The organism is Nocardia jejuensis NBRC 103114, from assembly GCF_001613145.1.
Taxonomy (GTDB): Bacteria; Actinomycetota; Actinomycetes; order Mycobacteriales; family Mycobacteriaceae; genus Nocardia; species Nocardia jejuensis.
The window spans coordinates 1-2870 of record NZ_BDBU01000040.1; the positions used below are offsets into that span (position 1 = coordinate 1).

Genomic DNA, 2870 nt, shown 5'->3' on the forward strand with positions numbered 1-2870 from the left:
GTTTCGGCTCGGCCACCAACTACGGCAGCGGCTGCACCTACGCCGTGAACGGATACGTCGACGATCCCTCGACCCCGGTCGTGTTCTACGACAACGGCGTTCCCTTCACCTGGGCCGAGCCCTCGGGATCGATCGCCATCGGCCACTGGACCCCCGCCACCCCGGGCGTGCACCGCCTGCAGATCGTGCAGCACAGCGCCCCGGGCCCGGACGTCTTCCCCTACGTGGACATCACCGTCGCGGTGGGGATGAGCTCGGGATCCGGCTGCTTCGTCCTCCCTCGCTGAGGAGTGCTCTCCCCGCGCCCCGAGCTGTCGGCCGCCCGGCCGGGAACTGTGGGTCGCGGGTAACCGGTCCGGAGATCAGCCACCGCTCCGCCGCGTGGACAGGTCCCCTCGTGGCCCGCCGATAATCGGGAGCCGGGCCGCGTGACCCACGCTCAGGCGAGCCAGTTCACCGGTGAGGCCTCGCGGATGTGGACGAGGACGTCGAAGGCGTCGGCGGGCGCGGCGACCAGCATGTGCTCGGCCGCGTCCCGTGCCGGGTCGTAGACGCCGCTGATCACTCGCAGTTTGGCGGGCTCGAAAGCGGGGCCGCTGGCGTCCTCGGCACGGAAATCCACCCACAGGACGGGCAGGTCGAACTCGCCGAGTCGGGCATCGAGGAAATCGGCGGCCGGAGCCGGAACGTCGGCGACACCGAGGTCGCCATGGTGGAAGCCGACCGCCACGGAACCGTAGCCGGACCCGAAGTGCGTCCGCAGCGCGCTGCCGACGGTGGCCCGGGACATCGTCGCGGATTCGACACCGTACCCGGCTCGGGACGCGGCGGTGTGCGCCATGCCGTCCCAGTAGACCGCGCGCTGCCCGGTCCGCTCCACTGCGTCGATGACGGACCTCGCCCACAGCTCGTCGTCACCCACGTAACTGCCGCGTCCCGCGACGCTGTTCTCGTGGAAGTCGACGATCGATTCCATGCGCGTGCGCACGTCGTCGGGCAGGGCCGCAATGCTTTCCACCAGCACGGCGGCATCGCGGGCGTGCTCGGCGAACGGACGGCCCGGATGCACCCCCCGGGCGCGCTGCACGTGTTCGTCGGCGACGGTGTGCACCGTGCGGATCGGATCCAGGTGTGCGGTCAGCTGATTCAGCCGATCCGGCGCGTGCACCCGCACCGCCTCGACCACCGCGTCGTAGTCGGCGGCATTGGCCCGCAACGGCTTCACCCCGATGATCCGCACCGGATCGTGCGCGTGCTCCTGATTGAACGCCCGGACCCACTCCAGCGCCGCGGCCATCTCCCGGGTGCGCCAGGGCCGCCACGCGGTGTCGAGCGCGTCCTCGGCCGATCCCGGGCCGCCGTTCACGAACTCGTCCTGGCGCGCCGCCACGTCCACGCCGTCCTGCACCGCCAGCAGCCGGAACCCGTGCTGTCGCACCAACTCCCGGAACAGCTGATCACGCACCTCGAACGTCTCCCACGCGAACCGCGTCGACTCCCCGATGCCGACAACCCTCGCGGCACTCAGACTTCGGGCGATCTCCTCGATCGCGGCATCGTCCAGCGGCCGAGCGTCCAGCCGCCGGGTCGAAGCGGAATCCTGCGCGATGTGCTTGCCGGTGATGTTCATACCGCCACTCTTGTACCTCAACAATGGTTCAGGTCAAGCCTTGTGATCATGGCAGCCGAAGGGGCTGGTTACCACGCCTCGGCAGGGGTGCCCACCTGTCGACCTCCGCGCCGCGGGTGAGCTGGAGACCCGTGTGCGCGAACGGGGTCGCTGCTCACGGTCGAGTCGGGGGTACGGCCCCGCAGGTCCGACCATCACGAGCAGGGCTGGGGGCGAGTGCCCGAATGCTCGGCCCCGCACCGCGTCCGGCTACTCGAACGCCGCCTCGGCGGCGGGCTGAGCGGCGACGCGGTCGTCGGTGACGAGGCCGATGCGGGTGCGGCGGTCCAGGAGGTCGTCGGCGTCCAGGGCGCCCTCGTATCGAGTCGAGAACGCGAATTCGGCGGCGATGACGTCGATTCCGGGAGCCACGGGCGTTGCGAGGGCCGGATCCCGCCGGGCGAGTTCAAGGACGGTGGTGGCCTCGCTGCCGTAGCGCTCGACCAGGCGGGTGGGTGCCTGGATCCGGTCGCGCGCGGCTCCGGACACCGCGCCCACCAGGGGGAGGTCGCGGGTGCGGCAGGGGGCGGCGGCGAGTCCGGCGTGGGCGACCGCCGCGTCGACGGTGTCCTGGGCCATCTTCCGATAGGTGGTGAGTTTCCCGCCCACCACGGTGATGACACCGGTGGGGGAGGTCAGGACGGCGTGCTCGCGGGAGATGTCGGCCGTGCTGTCGTCACCGGTGCGCAGCAGTGGCCGCAGTCCCGCGTAGGAGCCGCGAATATCGGCCCGCGTCAACGGTTCTCGCAGCACGGTGTTGACGGTGTCGAGCAGGAAGTCGATCTCGAAGTCGGTGGCGTGCGGAACATCCGGCACCGGACCGGGAGCCTCCTCGTCGGTGAGCCCGAGGTACACCCGATCGTGGGCGGCGGGGAAGGCGAAGACGAACCGGCTCGTGCTGCCGGGAATCGGGACCGTCAGCGAGGCGGACAGGCCGCCGAACGCGGCGGCGTCGAACACCAGATGGGTGCCGCGCGAGGGCCGCAGTTCGATGCTGGAGTCCACCTGATCCGCCCACACGCCGGTGGCGTTCACCACGGAACGAGCTGTGACGGTGATGGTTTCGCCGGTCAGCCGATCACGCAGGGTCGCCGAGGTGCCGGTGACGTCCGTCGCCTCGACCCGGGTCAGCACACACGCGCCGTGCAGCGCCGCGGTCCGGGCGATGCCCACCACCAGGCGGGCGTCGTCCACCAGCTGA

General features: G+C 70.9%; 2 protein-coding genes and 1 pseudogene. 1 reads left to right on the forward strand and 2 read right to left on the reverse strand.

Annotated elements, in window-relative coordinates; genetic code table 11:
* Positions 1–287: pseudogene (locus tag NJ1_RS39820) on the forward strand (hypothetical protein); the annotation flags it as partial.
* Between the two features lie 152 nt (positions 288–439).
* Here NJ1_RS39820 and NJ1_RS28265 read toward each other — a convergent pair.
* Entirely contained in the window at positions 440–1630 is a 1191-nt protein-coding gene (locus NJ1_RS28265) for an erythromycin esterase family protein (RefSeq protein ID WP_067699853.1), read from the reverse strand.
* 249 nt (positions 1631–1879) lie between these two features.
* Positions 1880–2870, reverse strand: a 991-nt coding sequence (locus tag NJ1_RS28270; RefSeq protein ID WP_157574276.1) for a glycerol-3-phosphate dehydrogenase/oxidase, incomplete at its 5' end; no start/stop codon positions are given.

Excerpts from the sequence above, each read along its gene's own strand:
- NJ1_RS28265 (WP_067699853.1), bottom strand. The coding sequence starts at position 1,630 with ATGAACATCACCGGCAAGCACATCGCGCAGGATTCCGCTTCGACCCGG.